Origin of the sequence: Serratia sp. NGAS9 (genome assembly GCF_009905295.1) — a bacterium.
Lineage (GTDB): Bacteria > Pseudomonadota > Gammaproteobacteria > Enterobacterales > Enterobacteriaceae > Serratia > Serratia bockelmannii.
In genome coordinates this window covers 784,036-802,548 of record NZ_CP047605.1, presented here as the reverse complement: position 1 = coordinate 802,548, position 18,513 = coordinate 784,036, and the positions used below count along the sequence as shown (strand labels likewise).

The window sequence follows — 18,513 nt, the reverse complement described above, 5'->3', positions numbered from 1 at the left end:
TCCCGTTCGAAGGCCTGCGGCCAATAAAAAACTCAGGCGATATTCAGATATTTGTGGGTCTGCATCGACAGCCGCCAATTGCGCGCAATGCAGGTTTCGATGCACAGGCCGGTCGCCTCTTCTTTCTGGCTGATCGGTTGCAGCGCGATAATCCGCGCCTTGTCATCCTGCAACGTCGCCAGCAGCGCATCCAGCGCCTCGATGTCGCGCTCGCGCGCCACCGGATGCTTCACCTCGTCAGCGCGCCGCAGCGCCTGATCCAGCACCTTCATGCCGCCGCGCATATTCACCTTGGGTGAAACCGTCACCCAGGTGTTGGCGGAGCAGCGAATTTCGTGGGTGCCGCTGGTCTCAATCTGGCAACGGTAGCCGTGCTGTTCGAACAGCTCGGTCAGCGGCGCCAGATCGTAAATGCAGGGTTCGCCGCCGGTGATCACCACATGACGCGCGGTGTAGCCTTGTTGGCGCATCACCGCCAACAGCTGCTCGGCGCTGGCATTGCCCCAGGCGTCGCTCTCTTCTGTTTTGACCAGGATCCGTTGCAGGTCGACTTCCCGATGGGCTTCCTTTTCCCAGGTATGTTTGGTGTCGCACCAGCTGCACCCTACCGGGCAGCCCTGCAGGCGGATGAAAATGGCCGGCACGCCGGTGAAAAAGCCTTCGCCCTGCAAGGTTTGGAACATCTCGTTGATCGGGTACTGCATCGGTTTCTCAATCTGGAAAAGTAAAAAGCGATTATCGCAGATTCCGGCCCGGCGACCAAACGGCCAAAATTGTATTAAATTTTATCCTCCGCGCCGCCATCAGCATATCTCACCGCCAATGGCGTTCATTTAATTTGTTAACCGGTCTTTGGCCTTTCATCGGCGGTGCAACCTGCTCCACAGAAAACAACACGCAGTTAACAAATAAGATAATTATATTTGACATAAAGCGCTGACACGCAGATGTATATACAAGCAAACACAAGCCGAGCGCCAGTTTCGGCCACGTTCCATCACGACTACATCTGCGTTTAGAGGGTGCCATGACTCATTCCACCAGCGAGTTAAACATTCAACAGGCCATCGACGACAGCAAGTTTTCGCTGTTTCACTGGACCCTGATCATTCTCGGATTTCTGATCCTCGCCATCGACGGTTTCGATACCGCCGCCATGGGCTATATCGCCCCCTCGGTCGCCAAAGACTGGGGCATCGTCAAACAGGATCTGGGGCCGGTGCTGAGCGCCGCACTGCTGGGGCTGTCGCTCGGCGCGCTGATCGCCGGGCCGATCTCCGACCGCATCGGCCGCAAGCGCGTGCTGGTGTTTTCCTGCCTGTTCTTCGGCCTGTCGAGCCTGGCCACCGCCTACGCCGGTTCGCTCAACAGCCTGACGCTGTGGCGCTTCCTCACCGGCCTCGGGCTGGGGGCGGCGATGCCCAACGCCATTACCTTGATCTCCGAATACGCGCCGCAGCGCTGCCGTTCGCTGGCGATCAACACCATGTACTGCGGCTTTCCGCTGGGCGCAGCCGGCGGCGGCGCCATTTCATCGTGGCTGATCCCGAGCTACGGCTGGCACAGTGTGCTGCTGCTCGGCGCCATTGCGCCGCTGGTATTGACGGTTCTGCTGATCCTGCTGCTGCCGGAGTCGGTTAAATATATGGTTAACCGCGGCCAGGATGCGGCGAAGATCAAACGCATCGCGCAGCGTTTCGTCAACCGGAGCCTCGACGGCGTGACGCGTTTTTACCTGTACGAAGAGAAGCTGGCGCAGACCAAAACCAGCGTCGGCCTGCTGTTCAGCCGCCCCTATCTGCTCGGCACGCTGATGCTGTGGCTGACCTACTTTATGGGGTTGGTGATCTACTACGTGTTGCTGAGCTGGATGCCGATCCTGATGCAGGGATTGGGTTACCAGTTGGAACAATCGGCGATGCTCACCTCGCTGTTCACCTTCGGCGGCACGCTGGGCATTCTGGTGGCCGGCTGGCTGATGGATCGCTGGAATGCGCATAAAGTGGTCTCGAGCGGCTTTGTCGTCACCGCCCTGCTGATCGTGGCGATGGCCACCGAAGATAAACAGATCGTGCTGCTGGGCGCCTTCATCTTCCTGATGGGCGTCACCATGAACGGCGCGCAGTCCGGGCTGCAAACGCTGGCGGCGACCTTCTACCCGACCCACAGCCGCGCCACCGGCATCGCCTGGATGCAGGGCATCGGCCGCTTCGGCGGCGTCGCCGGCACCATGATGGGCGCCCAACTGCTGGCGATGCAGTGGGAAGTGCAGAGCATCCTGATGTTCCTGTGCGTGCCGGCGCTGATCGCCGCCATCGCCACGGTGTGCAAGATGAGCCGCAAACCGACGCTGCAGCCGGCCGCCTGACCCTTGCTAGCCCGCCCACGGCGGGCTTTCTTCCTTCGGTGATAGGGCTTTTTTATCCTGCGCCGTCAACTGTAATCAGACTGTAAAAATATTGTGACTAGCCGCCCAAAAATGAGTCAATTTTAATTCATTTTTGCCGAACAGCTCACTTTTCTCCGGCTTTCCGTACCTGAGACCGGCGATAAAAAATCGCATATCAACCTGATATAAAAAGAAAATAACTTTTTCTTATGCCACTTTTCAGCGGCAACTGGTCAGTGTTGCATATGCTTGTACATACAAGTATATGTTAATAAGCCCTATGCATTGTTATGCCGTGGTACTCATCCCCACCGCGGCATGGAATCTGCACCGATACTGTTTGAGGAAACTGCTGTGACTACAAATAACAAAGTTCGCAATGTCGATGTACGCGCGCCACGCGGCACACAATTAAACGCAAAAAGCTGGCTGACCGAAGCGCCGTTACGCATGCTGATGAACAACCTCGATCCTGAAGTTGCGGAGAACCCACACGAGCTGGTGGTGTACGGCGGCATCGGCCGCGCCGCGCGCGACTGGGATTGCTACGACAAGATCGTCGAAACCCTGAAAACGCTGGAAGAAGACGAAACCCTGCTGGTGCAGTCCGGCAAACCGGTCGGCGTCTTCAAAACCCACAGCAACGCGCCACGCGTGCTGATCGCCAACTCCAACCTGGTGCCGCACTGGGCAACCTGGGAACACTTCAACGAGCTGGACGCCAAAGGCCTGGCGATGTACGGCCAGATGACCGCCGGCAGCTGGATCTACATCGGCAGCCAGGGCATCGTTCAGGGCACCTATGAAACCTTCGTTGAAGCGGGCCGCCAGCACTACGACGGCAGCCTGCAGGGGCGCTGGGTGCTGACCGCCGGTCTGGGCGGCATGGGCGGCGCGCAGCCGCTGGCCGCGACGCTGGCGGGCGCCTGCTCGCTGAACATCGAATGTCAGCAGAGCCGCATCGATTTCCGTCTGAAAACCCGCTACGTCGATGAGCAGGCCAAAGATCTGGACGACGCGCTGGCCCGCATCAAGAAATACACCTCAGAAGGCAAAGCCATCTCCATCGCTCTGTGCGGCAACGCGGCGGAAATCCTGCCTGAGCTGGTGCGCCGCGGCGTGCGCCCGGACATGGTCACCGACCAGACCAGCGCCCACGATCCGCTGAACGGCTACCTGCCGAAGGGCTGGAGCTGGGAAGAGTATCGCCAGCGCGCGCAAACCGAGCCGGCCAAAGTGGTCGCCGCCGCCAAGCAGTCGATGGCCGATCACGTCAAAGCCATGCTGGCGTTCCAGCAGATGGGCGTGCCAACCTTCGACTACGGCAACAACATTCGCCAGATGGCGAAAGAAACCGGCGTCGACAACGCCTTCGACTTTCCGGGCTTCGTGCCGGCCTACATCCGTCCGCTGTTCTGCCGCGGTATCGGGCCGTTCCGCTGGGCGGCGCTGTCCGGCGATCCGCAGGACATCTACAAAACCGACGCCATGGTGAAAGAGCTGATCCCGGATGACGAACACCTGCACCGCTGGCTGGACATGGCGCGCGAGCGCATCAGCTTCCAGGGCCTGCCGGCGCGCATCTGCTGGGTTGGCCTCGGCCAGCGCGCCAAGCTGGGCCTGGCGTTCAACGAGATGGTACGCCGCGGCGAACTGTCCGCCCCGATCGTCATCGGCCGCGACCACCTGGATTCCGGCTCCGTTTCCAGCCCGAACCGTGAAACCGAAGCGATGAAAGACGGTTCCGATGCGGTTTCCGACTGGCCGCTGCTGAACGCCCTGCTGAACACCGCCAGCGGCGCCACCTGGGTTTCCCTGCACCACGGCGGCGGCGTCGGCATGGGCTTCTCCCAACACTCCGGCATGGTGATCGTCTGCGACGGCACCGACGAGGCCGCCGAGCGCATCGCCCGCGTCTTGCACAATGACCCGGCTACCGGGGTCATGCGTCACGCCGACGCCGGTTACGATATCGCTATCGACTGCGCCCGCGAGCAAGGCCTGAACCTGCCGATGGTTGCCGCGACCCAAGGAGAAAAAGCATGAAAGCGCTGACTATTCGCCCGGGCAAACTGACGCTGGCCCAGCTACGCGACGTGTATCAACATCCGGTGACGCTGACGCTGGACGACAACGCCTACGGCCCTATCCAACAGAGCGTGGCCTGCGTGGAACGCATCGTTGAAGAAAACCGCACCACTTACGGCATCAACACCGGGTTTGGCCTACTGGCTTCGACCCGCATCGCCCGCGACGATTTGGAAAACCTGCAGCGTTCGATCGTGCTGTCACACGCCGCCGGCGTGGGCGAGCCGACCGACGACGACCTGGTGCGCCTGATCATGGTGCTGAAGATCAACAGCCTGTCGCGCGGCTTCTCCGGCATTCGTCTGGAAGTCATTCAGGCGCTGATCGCGCTGGTCAACGCCGAAGTTTATCCGCATATTCCGCTGAAAGGCTCAGTCGGCGCCTCCGGCGACCTGGCGCCGCTGGCGCACATGAGCCTGGTGTTGCTGGGCGAAGGCCAGGCGCGCCATCAGGGCCAATGGCTGCCGGCGACCGAAGCGCTGGCCAAAGCCGGCCTGAAACCGCTGACGCTGGCGGCGAAAGAGGGCCTGGCGCTGCTGAACGGCACCCAAGTCTCCGCCGCCTTCGCGCTGCGCGGCCTGTTCGATGCCGAAGATCTGTTCGCCGCTGCGACCGTGGCGGGCAGTCTGACGGTGGAAGCGGCGCTGGGCTCTCGCAGCCCGTTCGATGCGCGTATCCACGAGGTGCGCGGCCAGCGCGGCCAGATCGACGCCGCCCTCGCCTATCGCCACCTGCTCGGCGCGCGCAGCGAAGTCTCCGACTCGCACCGCAACTGCGAAAAAGTGCAGGATCCTTACTCCCTGCGCTGCCAGCCACAGGTGATGGGCGCCTGCCTGACGCAGATCCGCCAGGCCGCCGAGGTGCTGGAAATCGAAGCCAACGCCGTCTCCGATAACCCGCTGGTGTTCGCCGAACAGGGCGACGTGCTGTCCGGCGGCAACTTCCACGCCGAACCGGTAGCGATGGCCGCCGATAACCTGGCGCTGGCGTTTGCCGAAATCGGTTCGCTGTCCGAACGCCGCATCTCGCTGATGATGGACAAACACATGTCGCAACTGCCGCCGTTCCTGGTGGAAAACGGCGGCGTGAACTCCGGCTTCATGATCGCCCAGGTCACCGCCGCGGCGCTGGCCAGCGAAAACAAAGCGCTGGCGCATCCGTCGAGCGTCGACAGCATCCCGACCTCCGCCAACCAGGAAGACCACGTCTCCATGGCGCCGGCCGCCGGTCGCCGCCTGTGGAGCATGGCGGACAACGTGCGCGGCATTCTGGCGGTCGAATGGCTGGCCGCCTGCCAGGGCCTGGATTTCCGCAACGGCCTGAAGACCTCGGAAGGTCTGGAGCAGGCGCGCCGTCTGCTGCGCGAGCATGTCAGTTTCTACGACAAGGATCGTTTCTTCGCCCCCGACATTGAAGCCGCCAGCCAACTTTTGGCGGCCGGTCACCTGACATCGCTGCTGCCTGCGGCGCTGCTGCCTAGCCAGGCATAATCATCACACACTGAATCACGCAGTTTGTTCTGCCCCGCCGGGTGCATTCCACCCGGCGCGGGCAGCGCGTGCCTGTTCGGCAAACACTTAACGGGAAACAACATGCGTAACGAAACGACACAACTCAGACGCGGACTAAACGCGCGGCATATCCGTTTCATGGCTCTCGGCTCGGCGATCGGCACCGGCCTGTTCTATGGCTCCGCCGGCGCCATCCAGCTGGCCGGCCCGGCCGTGCTGCTGGCCTACCTGGTGGGCGGCGCGGCGGTGTTCATGGTGATGCGCGCGCTGGGTGAAATGGCGGTACACCAGCCGGTTTCCGGCTCGTTCGGCCACTACGCCAGCCACTACCTCGGCCCGCTGGCCGGGTTCCTCACCGGCTGGACCTACACCTTTGAAATGGTGATCGTCGCCCTGGCGGACGTCACCGCCTTCGGCATCTATATGGGGCTGTGGTTCCCGGACGTCGCTCAGTGGGTTTGGGTGCTCAGCATCATCCTGTTTATTGGCGCGCTCAACCTGTGCAGCGTCAAGGTCTTCGGCGAGCTGGAGTTCTGGCTGTCGCTGGTCAAGGTCGCCGCCATCGTGGCGATGATCGTCGGCGGTGCGGCGGTGATGCTGTTCGGTTTCGGGCAGACCCAACACGCCACCGGTATCAGCAACCTGTGGCAGCACGGCGGCTTTATGCCTAACGGCTTCGGCGGCGTGGTCGCGTCATTGGCGGTGGTGATGTTCGCCTTCGGCGGCATCGAGATCATCGGCATTACCGCCAGCGAGGCGAAAGACCCCGCCAAAGTGCTGCCGAAGGCGATCAACGCCGTGCCGGTGCGCATCCTGCTGTTTTACGTGCTGACGCTGACGGTGCTGATGGCGATCTATCCGTGGAACAGCATCGGCCAGAACGGCAGCCCGTTCGTCGAGATTTTCAGCAACCTTGGCATCAGCTCCGCCGCCAACGTGCTGAACGTGGTGGTGATCACCGCGGCCATCTCGGCCATCAACAGCGACATCTTCGGCGCCGGCCGCATGATGTACGGCATGGCGCAGGACGGCCAGGCGCCGCGCAGCTTCACCAAACTGACCGCCAGCGGCGTGCCGTGGATGACGGTGCTGGTGATGTCGGTCGCCCTGCTGCTGGCGGTGGTGCTCAACTACCTGATCCCGGAGAAGGTCTTCATGATCATCGCCTCGATCGCCACCTTCGCCACCGTCTGGGTGTGGCTGATGATCCTGCTGTCGCAGATCGTCATGCGCCGCACGCTGTCGCCGGAAGAAACTCGTCAGTTGAGCTTCCCGGTGCCGTGGTGGCCGGTGGCGCCGGCATTGGCGACCGCCTTTATGGCGTTCGTCATCGGCCTGCTCGGCTACTTCGAAGAGAGCCGCATCGCGCTGTACGTCGGGCTGGTGTGGATCGCTTTACTCACCGTGGCTTACTGGCTGTGGGTGCGCAAAAAAGGCGGCGGCTCGCCGGTGACCGCGGCGACGCAACAGATGTAACGCCCGCTGTTGATAAAACCCGCTGCGGCGGGTTTTTTTATTGCGCTTGCGCCAGCGCCTGCAGGATATCGGCCTGCAGATCGTCAAACGCCTCCAGCCCGGCGGACAGCCGCACCAGCCCCTCGCTGATGTGGTGCCGTTTCCGCTCTTCCGGCGTGTAGGCCGAGTGCGTCATGCTGGCCGGGTGTTGCGCCAGGCTTTCGCAATCGCCCAGGCTGACCGCGCGCAAAATGAGCTGCAGCGCATTGAGGAAGCGAATGCCTGCACGCAGGCCGCCCCGCAGTTCAAACGCCAGCATGCCGCCGGGGCGCGCCATTTGCCGCTGCGCCAACGCATGCTGCGGGAAGTTCGCCAGGCCGGGGTAATACACCTGCTCGACCGCCGGATGCTCCGCCAACATCTCTGCCAGGCGCTGCGCGTTATCGCAATGACGATCCATGCGCAGCGGCAAGGTTTTTATCCCACGCAGCACCAGCGCGGCATCCTGCGCCGACAGTACCGCCCCGTTCATGTCCTTTAGCCCCTCCAGACGGATCGCCTCGGCCAACGCCTGACGCGTCACCACTATCCCGGCCAAGAGATCGCCGTGCCCGCCGAGGTACTTGGTCGCCGAGTGCACCACGATATCGGCACCTAACGCCAAGGGTCGCTGTAGATAGGGCGTGCAGTAGGTGTTGTCCACCAGCAGCAGCGCCTGATGCCGATGGGCGATCTCCGCTACGGCGGCGATATCGACCAAGCGCATATTGGGATTGGCCGGGGTTTCGCAATACACCAGTCGGGTATGCGGACCCATGGCCGACGCCAGCCGCTCCGGCCGGGTCAGGTCAACGTGGGTTATCTTGACGCCGAAGCGTGCCAGGCCATGATGAAAGTAGCTGAAGGTACAGCCATAGACGGTTTCATCGACAATCAGCTCATCGCCCGGTCTGAGCAGCGTCCAGCAACACGCGGTGATCGCCCCCATACCGGAAGCGAACGCCACCGCCGCCTCCCCCTCCTCCAGGTTGGCGATGCGTTGCTCGAGCAGGGTTAACGTCGGATTGGCGATGCGCGAATAAAAGTACCCCGGCTCGGTGCCGGCAAAGCAGGCACCGCCGTATTCCGCGGTGGGAAAAGCAAACGTAGAGCTCATAAACACCGGCGGAGACAGTGCCCCCTGATACCGCTGAGGATCGTAGCCGTAATGAATAGCCCGGGTGGCAAAGTCGTGGCCAACTGCTGTAGCGGACATAACACAACTCCTTACCTGAGTGGGTGAAGCTTAATTCGTTGATTCATCCGAAAGGGCCGGCGGCAATGCGCTGTCTCGCGTGCGCTGGCCGATGATTTGTAAAGTACGCAGCAGCAGCGTCAACCCCAGCAGGGTATCCGGCTGCTTCAGCAAGGCGTACAGCGCGCGAAAACTGGCCGGCGGAGGATTCAATTGCAGCTCGCTGTGCGCCATCTGCAACGCAGTCCCCCCCTCCCAACCGACCGTAACCAGCCCTTCAAACACGCCGGCCAGTTTCTCCACCAGCGCGTTGTCGGCGATATCCACCACGTCCGACAACAGCGACAACAGATCGACCACGTTATCCAACCGCCCGCCCGCCAGCAGCGGCTGCAATTTCTCGAGCAACGCCGCCAATGATTGCAGGTCCGCCGCATGCACCGTGCTTTCCGTCATATCAGCCCCCTTACCGTGGCCCAGTAAAGGCCGCGGTTAAACCCATTACGCAGCATGCCGCCTACCTTGGTGGCGGGCGTCGGCAGTACGTCATGCCGGTAGTCGTAGACCAGCGGCATGCCAGCATTCAGCCCCATTTGCGCGACCGCCTGCACCTTGCCATCGTAATGGCTCACGGGCTGGCCCAGCCGCATTTCCGCCACGATGTTGTCGGCAATGACCGGCGCCTGATTATGGCAAGAGCCGCCGGCCTTGCTGACCGGCAAATCCACGGTATCGCCGATCACATATACGCCCTGCTGGCCGTAGACCTGCAGCGTTTGATGATCGGTTGGCAGCCAGCCTTCGCCGTTTTGACTCTCGCTCAACCCGGTATTGCGCACCGCCTCGACTGCGCGAATCGGCGGCGTTGCCATCAGAATGTCGAACGGCTGTTCTTCCCCTTCGGCGGAATAGGCGATGTTACGCTGGGCGTCTACCCGGCTGAGGGTAAACCCACGCTGGTGGCGAATGTCGCGCGCGGCAAAAATGGCGGGCAGCGCTTCGCCGGTCGGCCGCTGCAAAAACAGGCAGTTGCGCAGCAGTTGGGAAATGGTCGGGTAGGTGTACACAATCTCTACCGCCTTGCGCACGCCGCGCCGCCGCAGGTAGTCGTCCAGCATCAAGGTGGTTTCGATCGGCGCAATGCCGCACTGATGGGGCACGTTGGGCGTTTCGGGGAAGGACACGGTGATGAAAATTCGGCCTTTTTCGATCGTCGCCAGCTTATGCGCCAGCCGCCTGGCGGCCTGATACTGATAAAAATGATCGCCCGCCTGCGCCAATCCTTCGATGCGCTCTGGCCAAGGGACACAGCCGGTAGCAAAGACCAGAAAGTCATAGGAATAAATTTTACCGCTTTGCGTAGCTATACTTCGCTGTTTTAAATCGAAAGATTGCGCTTTATCAACAATAAACTGTATTTCAGGCCGCAATAAACTCCGCTGTGAACGCGTGAGCTCTTGCTTGAAAAAAGCATTGAACGCCACATACATAAACGCCGGCTTGTAATAATGCAGCGGCGAATCCGATATCATTAATAACTCGACTTTATTATTAATAATCTCTTGGTGTAATTTTGCGGCCAATAAATTGGCCAGGATGGTGCCGCCGGTTCCACCGCCGATAATGATGATTCGCTGTCGCATCAAGCCCCCGCTCAACCGGCCAGCAAGCCGGCAGTATTAAGGTATGGTGATGATGAAGTTCTACGGCAGAACGGCGAGAAATAAACTGCCTTATTGGCAGTCTAGTAACGAATAGTTATAAAGCAAATAAAATGGGAATATAAAAACGGGAAAGAGAGATATCGGAATAAATTTACCCCGTTAAAAACTACCGTTTTTAATAAATAACTACTGGTTAATATATCGGTTATAGCCACAAAAAAACCCGCCGCAGCGGGTTTTTATTTAACAACCGAATCGGTCGAACTTACTGGCCTTTAACTTCTTTCAGGCCGTTGAATGGCGCACGGTCACCCAGCGCTTCTTCGATACGGATCAGTTGGTTGTATTTAGCAACGCGGTCAGAACGGCTCATGGAGCCGGTTTTGATCTGGCCAGCCGCAGTCCCTACCGCCAGGTCGGCGATGGTCGCGTCTTCGGTTTCACCGGAACGGTGAGAGATCACCGCGGTGTAACCAGCGTCTTTCGCCATCTTGATTGCAGCCAGAGTTTCGGTCAGAGAACCGATCTGGTTGAATTTGATCAGGATGGAGTTAGCGATGCCTTTCTCGATGCCTTCTTTCAGGATCTTGGTGTTGGTCACGAACAGGTCGTCGCCCACCAGCTGAATTTTGTCGCCCAGCACTTTGGTCTGGTAAGCGAAGCCCGCCCAGTCAGATTCATCCAGGCCGTCTTCGATAGACACGATTGGGTACTGTTTGGTCAGCTCTTCCAGGAAGTGAGTGAACTCTTCGGAAGTGAAGGCTTTATTGCCTTCGCCGGCCAGCACGTATTTACCGTCTTTGTAGAATTCGGAAGCCGCGCAGTCCATCGCCAGAGTAACGTCTTTGCCCAGCTCGTAGCCCGCCGCTTTTACCGCTTCAGCGATAACGGCCAGCGCTTCGGCGTTGGAACCCAGGTTTGGCGCGTAGCCGCCTTCGTCGCCCACGGCGGTGTTCATGCCTTTGGCTTTCAGAACTTTCGCCAGGTGGTGGAACACTTCAGAACCGATGCGCACCGCTTCTTTCAGGGTCTTCGCGCCAACCGGCTGAATCATGAATTCCTGAATGTCGACGTTGTTGTCAGCGTGCTCGCCGCCGTTGATGATGTTCATCATCGGCAGTGGCATGGAGAATTTGCCTGGGGTGCCGTTCAGCTCAGCGATGTGCTCGTACAGCGGCATGCCTTTAGAGGCTGCGGCCGCTTTCGCTGCTGCCAGGGAAACCGCCAAAATGGCGTTGGCGCCGAAGTTGGATTTGTTTTCGGTGCCGTCCAGATCGATCATGATCTTGTCGATGTTCGCCTGGTCTTTGGCATCTTTACCCAGTACTGCCTGAGCAATCGGACCGTTTACTGCAGCAACGGCTTTCAGTACGCCTTTACCCAGGAAACGAGACTTGTCACCGTCACGCAGTTCCAGCGCTTCGCGGGAACCGGTAGAAGCACCTGACGGCGCAGCAGCCAAGCCGACGAAACCGCCTTCCAGATGAACTTCGGCTTCAACAGTCGGGTTACCGCGGGAGTCGATGATTTCACGACCGATGACTTTAACGATTTTGGACATTAGGTTTTCCTCAGTACAAGTTAAACTAAAACTCCAGACAAACAGCGCGCGGTTCTCACCGCGCGCCGCCCACCAAATATTTTATTTCACCTGGCGCTTCTGATGCTCGCCTGCGGCTTTCACGAAGCCGGCGAACAGCGGATGCCCATCACGCGGCGTAGACGTAAATTCCGGGTGGAACTGACAGGCTACAAACCACGGGTGATTCGGCAGTTCAATGATCTCGACCAGCTTGTTGTCGGCGGAACGGCCGGCGACACGCAGCCCTGCGGCTTCGATCTGCTTCAACAGCATGTTGTTAACTTCGTAACGGTGACGATGACGCTCGACAATGGTCGGTTCGCCGTACAGCTGACGCACCAGGCTGTTGTCGCTCAGGTTGCACTGTTGGCCACCTACGCGCATCGTGCCGCCCAAATCGCTTTCTTCGCTGCGCACTTCGACGTTGCCGTCTTCGTCGCGCCATTCGGTGATCAACGCCACCACCGGGTACTTACAGTCTGGCATAAACTCGGTGGAGTTGGCGTTTTCCATGCCGGCCACGTTGCGAGCGAACTCCATCAACGCCACCTGCATGCCCAGGCAAATGCCCAGGTAAGGAATGTTGTTCTCGCGCGCATAGCGTGCGGTCATCACTTTGCCTTCCACGCCGCGGTAGCCGAAGCCGCCCGGGATCAGGATCGCATCCAGCCCTTTCAGCACTTCCACGCCGCGGGTTTCTACGTCCTGCGAGTCGATCAGCTTGATGTTCACGGTCAGACGGTTTTTCAGCCCGCCGTGTTTCAGCGCTTCGATCACCGACTTGTAGGCATCCGGCAGCTCAACGTATTTGCCGACCATACCGATGGTCACTTCGCCGCCCGGATTGGCTTCTTCGTAGATCACCTGTTCCCATTCGGCCAGGTTGGCTTCCGGTGCGTTCAAGCTGAATCGTTTACAAATATAATCGTCCAGCCCCTGAGATTTCAATAGGCCTGGGATTTTATAAATAGAATCAACGTCTTTCAGAGAGATAACCGCTTTTTCCGGCACGTTACAGAAAAGCGCGATTTTCGCGCGTTCGTTAGCAGGAACCGCGCGATCGGAACGGCAAATCAGCACATCAGGCTGAATACCGATGGAAAGCAGCTCTTTTACAGAATGCTGGGTCGGCTTGGTTTTCACTTCGCCCGCCGCCGCCATGTAAGGCACCAGCGTCAGGTGCATGTACAGGGTGTGCTCGCGGCCCACTTCCACCGCCATCTGACGGATGGCTTCGAGGAACGGCAGCGATTCGATATCGCCGACGGTGCCGCCGATTTCCACCAGCACCACATCGTGGCCTTCGCCGCCTTCGATGATGCGTTCTTTGATCGCGTTGGTGATGTGCGGAATGACCTGCACGGTCGCGCCCAGATAGTCGCCGCGACGTTCTTTACGCAGCACGTCGGAGTAGATGCGGCCGGTGGTGAAGTTGTTGCGACGCGACATTTTGGTGCGGATGAAGCGCTCGTAGTGACCCAAATCCAGATCGGTTTCTGCGCCGTCTTCGGTGACGAAAACTTCCCCATGCTGAATCGGGCTCATGGTGCCCGGATCCACGTTGATGTACGGGTCCAGTTTCATGATGGTAACGTTGAGGCCACGGGCTTCAAGAATAGCCGCCAGAGAGGCTGCGGCAATGCCTTTACCCAGAGAGGATACGACCCCGCCGGTCACAAAAATATAATTAGTTGTCATGCTGAACCTGAGAGTTTAGGTTTAAAGACGATGGAAGAACCAGGACGGGAAAGTAGTATACCCGAACCTCTCCTGACCTACAAACGATCGTTTTGCTGTCCATCATCTCGGCCGCCCTCCCGTGTTCATCAGGGTTTACTCCGCCGGCGCCGCCTAAACCCTCTAGGAAATACAAAGAGTTAGCGGAGAAAATTTCTTTTTACCGCCCCTGTCGAGCGATAAAACGCCTTAGATTTCAGTTTGTTGGCCTTTTGCTGCCGACGGCAGCCCTGCGCCTGTGACCTGACCGTAAGCTTAACCGTTTCAGCCTGAGTGAACCTTGTTTGCGATCAACATTGTCGTTGCAGCGATTCAACTTTCCTTGCGCTTCACCTGCTGCCAGGCGTCTTCCATCTGCTCCAGCGTGGCGTCTTCAAGCCGCAGCCCGCGTTGCTGGACGATCGCCTCCACCTCCCGGAAGCGGCGTTCGAACTTGCGGTTCGCCGCCTGCAGCGCGTTCTCGGCCTTGTGGCCCAAATGGCGCGACAGGTTCACGGTGGCGAACAGCAGATCGCCGATCTCCTCTTCCAGCTTGCTCTCATCGACCACCGCCTGGCGGGCTTCGTGCATCACTTCGTCGATCTCTTCATACACTTTGTCCAGCACCGGCCCCAGCGTGTTCCAGTCGAAGCCGACCGAGGCGCAGCGTTTTTGGATCTTGTGCGCCTTCATCAACGCCGGCAGCGCCTGTGGAATGTCGTCCAGCACCGAGTGCAGCGCTTTTTCGGCGCGCTCGCCGGCCTTCAGCTGCTCCCAGCGCGCCGCCACGGCTTCGCTGTCTCCGCCCTCGGCGTCGCCGAAGATGTGCGGATGTCGGCGCTCCAGCTTGTCGCTGATGGCGGTGCACACCTCATCAAAATCGAACAGCCCCTGCTCCTGCCCCATCTGGGCGTAGAACACCACCTGAAACAGCAAGTCGCCCAGCTCGTCGCGCAGATCGGCGTAGTCCTGCCGTTCGATGGCGTCCAGCACTTCGTAAGTCTCTTCCAACGTATAAGGCGCAATGGTGGCGAAGGTTTGCTTGCGGTCCCACGAGCAGCCGAGCTGCGGGTCGCGCAGCGTTTTCATGATGTTCAGCAGACGCTGCAGCGGAGTGGATTGGGTCATAAAAAATCTCTGAGAAAGAATGGGGGCGCAGGGGAGCGCCCGCAGAGTTCATGGATTTCGGGCCGCATCCGCTATCGATACGGCCCGAAAGGCGATATGGGCTTAGTTGCCGTGCAAACGCTTGGCGTCTATCACGTCCGGCAGCTGATTCAATTTCGCCAGTACCCGGCTCAACACCTGCTGGTTGTAGATTTCGATATCCATGTCGATAGTGGCCAACTGCTTCTTGGTATCGCTGCGGCTGGCGACGCCCAGCACGTTGACCTTTTCGTTGGCCAGAATGGTGGTGATATCGCGCAGCAGCCCGCTGCGATCGTTGGCCATCACGCGCACCACCAGCGAATAACCGCTGGAGTAGCTTTCGCCCCACACCGCATCGACGATGCGCTCCGGCGCATGCGATTGCAGATCGACCAGCTGATCGCAGTCCGCACGGTGGATCGAAATACCGCGCCCCTGGGTAATAAAACCGACGATGTCGTCGCCCGGGATCGGCTGGCAGCAGCGGGCGATGTGGTGCATCAGGTTGCCCACGCCCTCCACCACCACGCGGCCGTTATCCTTGTTGCGGGTCGGCGGCGGCGCTTTCTGCTGCACCAGCTGGCGCAGCGCCTCGCGATCCTGCTCTTCGGCGCTCGGCTTGTTGAACTTGCCCTGTAGGTAATTCACCATCTGGTTCAGGCGAATGTCCCCGCCGCCGATCGCCGCCAATACCTCGTCCAGCGAGTTCATGTTGTAGCGCGGGATCAACAGCTTCTCAGCCTCTTTCAGGCTGATGCCGAGATGCTCCAGTTCGTTGTCCAGCATCTGGCGGCCGGCGAGAATGTTCTTGTCGCGATCCTGCTTGCGGAACCAGTTGTGGATCTTCGAGCGCCCGCGGCTGGTGGTCACGTAGCCCAGGTTCGGGTTCAGCCAGTCGCGGCTCGGGTTTGGCTGTTTCTGGGTGATGATCTCAATCTGATCGCCCATCTTCAGCTGATAGGTAAACGGCACGATGCGGCCGCCGATCTTGGCGCCGATGCAGCGGTGACCGACGTCGCTGTGAATGTGGTAAGCGAAATCGAGCGGCGTGGAGCCGGCCGGCAGATCCACCACGTCGCCTTTCGGGGTAAAGACATAGACCCGATCGTCGAACACCTGGCTGCGCACTTCGTCGAGCATTTCGCCGGAGTCCGCCATCTCTTCCTGCCAGGCGATGAGCTTACGCAGCCAGGCGATGCGCTCTTCGTAGCCGGAGCGCACGGTCACCCCCGCGCCCTCTTTGTACTTCCAGTGTGCGGCCACGCCCAGCTCGGCGTCTTCATGCATTTGCCGGGTGCGGATCTGAATCTCGACGGTTTTGCCGCGCGGCCCCAGCACCACGGTGTGGATCGACTGGTAGCCGTTGGGTTTCGGGTTGGCGACGTAGTCGTCGAACTCGTCCGGCAGGTGGCGGAAGTGGGTATGCACGATGCCCAACGCCGCGTAGCAATCCTGTAGACGCTCCGCCACGATGCGCACCGCGCGCACGTCGAACAGTTCGTCAAACGCCAGGTGCTTTTTCTGCATCTTGCGCCAGATGCTGTAGATGTGTTTCGGCCGGCCGTAAATCTCCACCCGAATGCCTTCTTTGGCCATCTCGGCGCGCAGCCCGGCGACGAAGTCGTCGATGAACTGTTCGCGATCGATGCGGCGCTCATGCAACAGCTTGGCGATGCGCTTGTATTCTTCCGGGTGCAGGTAGCGGAAGCAGAAATCTTCCAGCTCCCACTTCAGTTGGCCGATGCCGAGCCGGTTAGCCAGCGGGGCGTAGATGTTGGAACACTCTTTCGCCGCCAACACGCGTTCGTCTTCCGGCGCGTCTTTCACCTCGCGCAGGTGGGCGATACGTTCCGCCAGCTTGATGACCACGCAGCGGAAATCCTCCACCATCGCCAACAGCATGCGGCGCACGTTGTCGACCTGTTCGGAGGCCATCGAGTCGTTTTGGGTGGCTTTCAGTTGACGAATGGCGTCCATGTCGCGCACGCCGTGCACCAGCGCGACGATGCCATTGCCGAACGCTTCGGTCAGGGTCTCTTCCTGCACGATGCCGGCGTCCACCAGCGGGAACAGCAGCGCGGCGCGCATACTGTCGTTGTCCATGCTCAGCGTCGAGAGGATTTCCACCATCTCCAGGCCGCGCCACAGCAGCAGCGAGGCGTCGGGATGGTTTTGGGTCTGCTGCTCACAATAACGCCAGGTTGCGGCCAATCGCTCACATGACTGCGGGTTGGGTAGCCCCAAGCCGGCGATCCACTCATCGAGAGCGAACTCACCCGCCGTATTCAGATGTGCACTTCTTACCGCAACCATAACTTCTCCCTACTTTGCAGCGACCTCTGGCGCGCGCTCGTTGATAAACAGCGCCATTGATTCAAGATGCCCCGTGTGCGGAAACATATCCAACATCCGCACGCGCGCAAGACGATAACCGGCGTTCAACAGCACTTTGCTGTCGCGAGCCAGCGTGGTGGGGTTACAGGAAACATACACCACCCGCGCCGGCGCCAGTTTTACAATGTGTGACATCACCCCGGCCGCACCGGCGCGGGCGGGATCCAGCATCACCTTATCAAACCCTTGTGCTGCCCATGGTTGCCGCTCAACGTCGTTCTCCAGATTCTCATGGAAGAACGACGCATTATTCAGCTTATTCTTATGTGCATTATATTGCCCATTCGCTACCAGCGTGGCAACACCTTCGATGCCCACCACCGCAGCGGCGCGGCGCGCTAGCGGCAGGGTGAAATTCCCCATGCCGCAGAACAGGTCCAGCACCCGATCATTGGGTTGAATGTCGAGCCATTCAAGGGCCTGCGCCACCATTTGTTGGTTTACGGCGTCATTGACCTGAATAAAGTCGCGCGGACTGAAGTCTAAGCGTAGCCCGTCAACCTGATAATACGGCGTTTCACCGCACAGTTTTTCCACGCGGTCGCTGTCCGGCGCCAGATAAACAGCGACGTTTTCCCGCTCGCCAAACGCCAACAGCGCCTGGCGATCCGCCTCTTTCAGGGCATCGAGATGGCGCAGCACCAGCAGCGGGCCGTTATCCGCCAGCACCAGCTCCACATGCCCCAGCCGCCGCACCGCCTGCAGCCCGCTCAGGCAGGCGCGCACCGGCGCCAGCAGCTGTTCCAGCTCCGGGCGCAGCACCGGGCAGTGCTCCACCGCTACCAGCTCGCTGGAGGCCGCCTGTCGAAACCCCATCATCAGGCGCTGCAGCTTCGGCTGCCACGCCAGGCTCAGGCGGGCGCGGCGGCGATAGCCGTATTCCGGGCCGGCGATCACCGGTTCCTGCTGCGGGGTCACCCCGGTTTCGCGGGCGATCATGCGCACCAGCGCCGCCGCCTTGCTCTGCTGCTGCAGCGCCTCATCCGCATGCTGCTGCTGGCAGCCGCCACACACGCCGAAATGCGGGCAGCGCGGTGCCACCCGCTGCGGGCTGCGGCTCAGCAGGCGCTTGAGCTTGCCTTTGGCGAACTGGCGCTTGTCTTCGGTCAGCTGGATTTCCGCCTGCTCGCCCGGCAATACGCCCGGCACGAACACCGCTTTGCCGTCGTGGCGCGCCACGCCCTGGCCGAAAGGATCGAGATCGCTCACCGTCACGGTGAAGATTTGTGAGCTCTGCCGGGTCGTCACGCGGCGTTTGGGAGAGTAGAATTGCGCCATATTTGTCGATTGTGTGCTGGTTCATTAAGCTAGTGTCAGCTGTCAATTCTCCC

General features: G+C 60.1%; 13 protein-coding genes. 4 read left to right on the top strand and 9 right to left on the bottom strand.

Annotated elements, in window-relative coordinates; all coding sequences use genetic code 11:
• Nucleotides 1-32 precede the first annotated feature (32 nt).
• Nucleotides 33-704, bottom strand: a complete 672-nt coding sequence (gene queE / locus GUC32_RS03680; protein WP_369435564.1) for a 7-carboxy-7-deazaguanine synthase QueE — start codon at nt 702-704, stop codon at nt 33-35.
• Nucleotides 705-1,027: 323 nt separating this feature from the next.
• Here queE and GUC32_RS03675 point away from each other — a divergent pair, with 323 nt between their 5' ends.
• The 4 genes from GUC32_RS03675 to GUC32_RS03660 all read left to right on the top strand — a co-directional run bounded on the left by GUC32_RS03675 (nt 1,028) and on the right by GUC32_RS03660 (nt 7,464).
• Nucleotides 1,028-2,368 (top strand): aromatic acid/H+ symport family MFS transporter, encoded by a 1,341-nt coding sequence (locus GUC32_RS03675; RefSeq protein ID WP_049207202.1) that lies wholly within the window; start codon nt 1,028-1,030, stop codon nt 2,366-2,368.
• Between the two features lie 375 nt (nt 2,369-2,743).
• Complete coding sequence (gene hutU, locus GUC32_RS03670) at nt 2,744-4,435, top strand: urocanate hydratase (protein ID WP_025159649.1); 1,692 nt, start codon at nt 2,744-2,746, stop codon at nt 4,433-4,435.
• Nucleotides 4,432-5,967, top strand: coding sequence for a histidine ammonia-lyase (hutH, locus tag GUC32_RS03665; RefSeq protein ID WP_369435563.1), 1,536 nt, complete (start codon nt 4,432-4,434; stop codon nt 5,965-5,967). Before hutU ends, hutH begins: the two co-directional genes overlap by 4 nt.
• A 102-nt stretch (nt 5,968-6,069) precedes the next feature.
• Nucleotides 6,070-7,464 carry an amino acid permease gene (locus GUC32_RS03660; RefSeq protein WP_025301603.1) on the top strand — a complete coding sequence of 465 codons (1,395 nt, stop codon included), beginning with the start codon at nt 6,070-6,072 and terminating at the stop codon, nt 7,462-7,464.
• A gap of 37 nt (nt 7,465-7,501) precedes the next feature.
• On the opposite strand, the gene GUC32_RS03655 is transcribed toward GUC32_RS03660, so the two are convergent.
• From GUC32_RS03655 to rlmD, 8 genes are all read right to left on the bottom strand, one after another.
• Nucleotides 7,502-8,698, bottom strand: a complete 1,197-nt coding sequence (locus GUC32_RS03655; protein WP_369435562.1) for a methionine gamma-lyase — start codon at nt 8,696-8,698, stop codon at nt 7,502-7,504.
• A 30-nt stretch (nt 8,699-8,728) separates the two neighbouring features.
• The gene (locus GUC32_RS03650; protein ID WP_080271238.1) at nt 8,729-9,133 is read right to left on the bottom strand and encodes a hypothetical protein; all 405 of its coding nucleotides are present in this window, start codon (nt 9,131-9,133) and stop codon (nt 8,729-8,731) included.
• The gene (locus GUC32_RS03645) at nt 9,130-10,320 is read right to left on the bottom strand and encodes an FAD/NAD(P)-binding oxidoreductase (RefSeq protein WP_025301600.1); all 1,191 of its coding nucleotides are present in this window, start codon (nt 10,318-10,320) and stop codon (nt 9,130-9,132) included. The genes GUC32_RS03650 and GUC32_RS03645 overlap by 4 nt, the downstream gene beginning before the upstream one ends.
• A gap of 286 nt (nt 10,321-10,606) precedes the next feature.
• A complete protein-coding gene (gene eno, locus GUC32_RS03640; RefSeq protein WP_025301599.1) occupies nt 10,607-11,902 on the bottom strand; it encodes a phosphopyruvate hydratase in 1,296 nt (431 codons plus the stop codon).
• A gap of 81 nt (nt 11,903-11,983) precedes the next feature.
• Complete coding sequence (gene pyrG, locus GUC32_RS03635) at nt 11,984-13,621, bottom strand: glutamine hydrolyzing CTP synthase (RefSeq protein ID WP_004932674.1); 1,638 nt, start codon at nt 13,619-13,621, stop codon at nt 11,984-11,986.
• Nucleotides 13,622-13,972: 351 nt separating this feature from the next.
• Nucleotides 13,973-14,767, bottom strand: coding sequence for a nucleoside triphosphate pyrophosphohydrolase (gene mazG / locus GUC32_RS03630; protein ID WP_089180568.1), 795 nt, complete (start codon nt 14,765-14,767; stop codon nt 13,973-13,975).
• A gap of 102 nt (nt 14,768-14,869) precedes the next feature.
• On the bottom strand, nt 14,870-17,101 hold the full coding sequence (relA, locus tag GUC32_RS03625) for a GTP diphosphokinase (protein ID WP_025301597.1): 2,232 nt from the start codon (nt 17,099-17,101) through the stop codon (nt 14,870-14,872).
• A 9-nt stretch (nt 17,102-17,110) separates the two neighbouring features.
• Nucleotides 17,111-18,460: a 23S rRNA (uracil(1939)-C(5))-methyltransferase RlmD gene (gene rlmD / locus GUC32_RS03620; RefSeq protein WP_369435561.1), complete on the bottom strand. Its 1,350-nt coding sequence runs from the start codon at nt 18,458-18,460 to the stop codon at nt 17,111-17,113.
• Between the last annotated feature and the right edge of the window lie 53 nt (nt 18,461-18,513).

What these genes read in the sequence shown, in the direction of transcription:
- queE (WP_369435564.1), bottom strand. Translation starts at nt 704, where the DNA reads ATGCAGTACCCGATCAACGAGATGTTCCAAACCTTGCAGGGCGAAGGC.
- GUC32_RS03675 (WP_049207202.1), top strand. Translation starts at nt 1,028, where the DNA reads ATGACTCATTCCACCAGCGAGTTAAACATTCAACAGGCCATCGACGAC.
- hutH (WP_369435563.1), top strand. Translation starts at nt 4,432, where the DNA reads ATGAAAGCGCTGACTATTCGCCCGGGCAAACTGACGCTGGCCCAGCTA.
- GUC32_RS03660 (WP_025301603.1), top strand. Translation starts at nt 6,070, where the DNA reads ATGCGTAACGAAACGACACAACTCAGACGCGGACTAAACGCGCGGCAT.
- GUC32_RS03655 (WP_369435562.1), bottom strand. Translation starts at nt 8,698, where the DNA reads ATGTCCGCTACAGCAGTTGGCCACGACTTTGCCACCCGGGCTATTCAT.
- GUC32_RS03650 (WP_080271238.1), bottom strand. Translation starts at nt 9,133, where the DNA reads ATGACGGAAAGCACGGTGCATGCGGCGGACCTGCAATCATTGGCGGCG.
- GUC32_RS03645 (WP_025301600.1), bottom strand. Translation starts at nt 10,320, where the DNA reads ATGCGACAGCGAATCATCATTATCGGCGGTGGAACCGGCGGCACCATC.
- eno (WP_025301599.1), bottom strand. Translation starts at nt 11,902, where the DNA reads ATGTCCAAAATCGTTAAAGTCATCGGTCGTGAAATCATCGACTCCCGC.
- pyrG (WP_004932674.1), bottom strand. Translation starts at nt 13,621, where the DNA reads ATGACAACTAATTATATTTTTGTGACCGGCGGGGTCGTATCCTCTCTG.
- mazG (WP_089180568.1), bottom strand. Translation starts at nt 14,767, where the DNA reads ATGACCCAATCCACTCCGCTGCAGCGTCTGCTGAACATCATGAAAACG.
- relA (WP_025301597.1), bottom strand. Translation starts at nt 17,101, where the DNA reads ATGGTTGCGGTAAGAAGTGCACATCTGAATACGGCGGGTGAGTTCGCT.
- rlmD (WP_369435561.1), bottom strand. Translation starts at nt 18,460, where the DNA reads ATGGCGCAATTCTACTCTCCCAAACGCCGCGTGACGACCCGGCAGAGC.